Origin of the sequence: Nocardia sp. NPDC058497, assembly GCF_042720195.1 — a bacterium.
In the GTDB taxonomy this organism is placed as follows: Bacteria; Actinomycetota; Actinomycetes; order Mycobacteriales; family Mycobacteriaceae; genus Nocardia.
In genome coordinates, this window is sequence record NZ_JBHXMY010000596.1 from 1 (window position 1) to 3529 (window position 3529).

At 68.2% G+C, this 3529-nt stretch carries 4 protein-coding genes and 1 pseudogene; 4 read left to right on the plus strand and 1 reads right to left on the minus strand.

The features are described 5' to 3' along the window. From ACFWPJ_RS27865 to ACFWPJ_RS27880, 4 genes and pseudogenes are all read left to right on the plus strand, one after another. Positions 1 to 434: pseudogene (locus ACFWPJ_RS27865) on the plus strand (hypothetical protein); the annotation flags it as partial. Further along, complete coding sequence (locus ACFWPJ_RS27870) at positions 431 to 1360, plus strand: SCO2523 family variant P-loop protein (RefSeq protein ID WP_378855716.1); 930 nt, start codon at positions 431 to 433, stop codon at positions 1358 to 1360. The pseudogene ACFWPJ_RS27865 and the gene ACFWPJ_RS27870, both read left to right, overlap by 4 nt. Next, positions 1361 to 2356 (plus strand): SCO2522 family protein, encoded by a 996-nt coding sequence (locus ACFWPJ_RS27875; protein ID WP_378855718.1) that lies wholly within the window; start codon positions 1361 to 1363, stop codon positions 2354 to 2356. Between the two features lie 2 nt (positions 2357 to 2358). Next, a complete protein-coding gene (locus tag ACFWPJ_RS27880) occupies positions 2359 to 3333 on the plus strand; it encodes an SCO2521 family protein (protein WP_378855720.1) in 975 nt (324 codons plus the stop codon). On the opposite strand, the gene ACFWPJ_RS27885 is transcribed toward ACFWPJ_RS27880, so the two are convergent. Continuing rightward, positions 3334 to 3529: hypothetical protein (locus ACFWPJ_RS27885; protein WP_378855722.1), on the minus strand; the 196-nt coding region annotated here is incomplete at its 5' end.

The following is a 3529-nucleotide window of genomic DNA, read 5'->3' on the forward strand; positions in this document are numbered from 1 at the left end:
CTATTATTTTCGCGGGCTGGGTTGTTTTTTTATATCAGACCGCGGGGGCCCCCGCCGCCGGCCTGTGGGACAACCTCGCCCCTGCCGACGACGCCACCGTGGCGGCGCCCTCGTGGTTCCTGACCGAACGCATGATGGAGTGCCTGGTCGTCGCGTACAGCACCTACAGTCGTCCCCCGCTGGCGACGCAGGGGATGGTGGACGCCGCGATCGGCAGGATCAGCGAGGCCGAGCATCTGCTCAATCAGGAGTTTCTCCAGGTCAGCGACGCCATCTACTCATCGCGGTTCCAGGAGCTCGAGGCGATCCAGCAGGCGCTGGACCGGGCCGGTGCGATCCGGGCCAAACGGCCGCACACCGCCGAGGCGCTGGCCGCCGACGCGCTGCTGCGCCTCGACGCGCTCGCCTACGCGCGGGAGGACGCCACCCGATGAGTCCCGACTCCATGCTGGTCTTCGTGACCTCCGACAAAGGAGGGACAGGGCGCTCGGTCACCAGCTGCAACATCGCCTACCGGTTGTATCTGCGCGGCATGGATGTCGCCTATGTCGACTTCGATTTCGGGTCGCCGACGGCGGGCGCGCTGTTCGAGATCGGTCACGCCGAACGTGGCATCGCCGAAGGCCATGGGCTGCATTCCTATCTACTCGGCGATATCGGTGAGCCGCGGCGGCTGACCGTCGGCCGCGAAACCGACCGCCCGCAGCTGCGCCGCGACGCACCGGGAGCCAGACAGCTGGTGCTGCTGCCCGGTGACGCGGGCGGCGGCGAATTCGGGTGTGACGACGCCATGATCGAGCGCGGCACCACCTTGCTCGCCGACCTGCTGACCGTATTCGACGTGGTGATAGTCGATCTCAGCGCGGGACGCTCGGTCGCGCTCGAGATCGCATTACGCGCCACCGCCTCGAGGATGCTGCGGCACCGCGCGCATCGGTGGCTGGTCTTCCACCGCTGGACACGCCAGCACGTGCTGGCGGCAGGCGGACTGATCCACGGACCGCACGGGTTGCTCAATGCCGCCGCGCACTGGGATCACAACCCTGACGAGCTGCTGGCATCGACGCGCTGTGTGCGCACGGCGGTCGCCGCGTCGGACCGGACCCGGACGACGGACCACCCGCCCCAGGCAGCCTGGCTGAAAGAGCAGGCCAACGCGCTGCGGGAACTCGCCATCGCCAATGGCATCGGCGCGGCCATGGTGCTGGGCCAGACGCCGATCGAGCCGATGCTGCAGTGGCGCGAACAGCTCATCCTCGACGCCGACGTCAACGCCCGGCTCGCCAATCCCGCGACCGTCGAGGCGTACACCGATCTCGCCCGGCGACTGACCGATTCCGCAACATGGGATGTCGACTGAATGAACGCGCCGATCTATCAGGAGGCGTCGGAGGAATCCGCCCTCGCACCACTACCCATGGCCCACCAGTCGATCGTGGTGGGCCACTTGCGCCACGACGAGATCGTCTACGACACCGATCTGGTCCGCGCGCAATTCCGGCGAGCGGTGCCGCTGGTCGCCGCGTTCATCGAGTCCGCGCGCATCGAATTCGGACCTGATACCCGGGTGAGCACCTGCTATCTCACCGACGACTACTTCCAGCCCCGCTTCGAACCGGCGAAAGTGCTCGACCGGCTGTTGCAGGCGGCCGCGGACGCGGGATTGACCATCGACTATCTGGCCCGCGAATCCAGCTGCCACCAGGCTCCCGTGTTCGCGGGCGGGGTGGCCGTCGGCGCGCCGATCCCGGTCGCGGAGATGGTCGCCGCACGGCTGATCGCTCAGCCCGAGGACGAGGAAGTCGCCAACGGCCGCCGGCCACCGACCACCGAATCCGGGTGGTTGTGCAACGGACGCCGGGAGCAGAACGGCTCGTCGCGCTCCGCCATGCATCCGCGACCGTATCGACCGCCGCAGGAGTACGGACGCGGCGAGCATTCGATCTTCCTCGACGTGGAGTTGTGGCACGACCGCGATGCGACCCGGCGCTGGTCCTGCCCGTTTCTGGCCGGTGTGTGGCAACTGCTGCGCCTGGGCATGCTGCGCTATCACGGTGCGCCCGTGGTGGATCCGCAGCCATGGCAGGCCGACCGGGAGTGGCCGGACCACTGGGCGGACCTACCGCCGGTGATCCGGCTCAATCCGGACGCGGCGCCTTTCACCGCGTATCGGACGCTATCGATGCTGCCCAAGCGCTATCTGCTGATCGAGTCGGCGGTGCGGGTCATCCTCGAGCATCTCGCACCGGATGACGATGTCACTGCCCAGATCATGCTCCAAGGCACTGCCGAGCAGGTGCCGGTATCCGCCAAAGTCATTGAGCGAGTGGGACATCTACTCCTGGATGGAACCTGAGCGTGCAGAGCCAAGGAACGCCGGCGCCCATCGTCGTGCTCGGTGAGATCCGCACCTGCCTGCTGCCGCACTCGGTGACACTGGACGGCCAGGCTACCGACGAACTGCTCGCGAGGGTGGCCGGTGCGACCGTCCTGCGCCGCGAACGTCCTGGGCCGCTTGCCTTTTCACCGCGTCACGCGACCGGCGTCGACTGTCATCTCGGCTGGGGGACGACGGCGACCGCGCGCGTGGTGGGGACCGTCGCCTCGACCGCGGTGCTGGTGGGCGGCCGGCTGGCGCAGTTGTCCTCGCACACCACCGTGGTGCGGGCTCAGCAGAAGAAGCGCAGGCCGTGGTCGCACTACATCAGCCGGATCGGGGTGACCGAGGCGATCGGTGAGCTGCCCGATCGCGCGGACGCCGACACAGCGCTGGTCGCGGGCTATTTCGCGCCACCAGGGCCGAACACCTTGGATCTCGCCTCGATCTGCGCCAGACATCTCGATGACCTGCGGTCCTCGCCCGTGCTGGATCAGCACCCGCCGCTGCGGGCGCCGACCACGCGGCTGCGGTGGACCGCCGTCATCGGCCGCACCGCCGGGCCAGCGGCGAAGCTTCGCCTCGAAGACGAGCTCTACCGGGCGCTGCGAGTGACGGTGCGGGAGGCGGTCGATATTCCGGACGCCGTGCGGTTCTGCCAGGACGTCGCTGTGCACGATTGGCTGTTGACGGTCATCGACACGAAGGTGCGCGCGACCGAGGGCTTCGGCGACGAGCGGCAGATGGCGGTGCTCGCACCGGTTCTGGAGCATCTGGCCCACCTGTGGATGCCGGGAGCCCAGGTCCCCGCCGGGATGCGCGCGCCGTGGCGAGACCTGCAGTCCGCTGCCGGCTTCTCGAAACAGTGGACCGCCCGCGTCGAACAGGTGCAGCGCCGGATCCAGGTGGCGACGTACTACGCCGCACGCGGCGGACGCCCGACCGGTGACCGGTGACTACAACCGGAACCAGCGACGGACCAGCAGCGCGAAGAACACCGACATCGAGACCGCGCCCAGCCACGCCTCGACCGCGAAAAGAACCCGCGCCTGCGACGCCATCCCCGTGATGTTTCCCGGATCGAGCGGATTGAGAAAGGTCAGGGTGCTCAGGTAGACAACCTCGGACCACGACTTGTTCCCGGCCCACAAC

Excerpts from the sequence above, each read along its gene's own strand:
- ACFWPJ_RS27870 (WP_378855716.1), top strand. The coding sequence starts at position 431 with ATGAGTCCCGACTCCATGCTGGTCTTCGTGACCTCCGACAAAGGAGGG.
- ACFWPJ_RS27875 (WP_378855718.1), top strand. The coding sequence starts at position 1,361 with ATGAACGCGCCGATCTATCAGGAGGCGTCGGAGGAATCCGCCCTCGCA.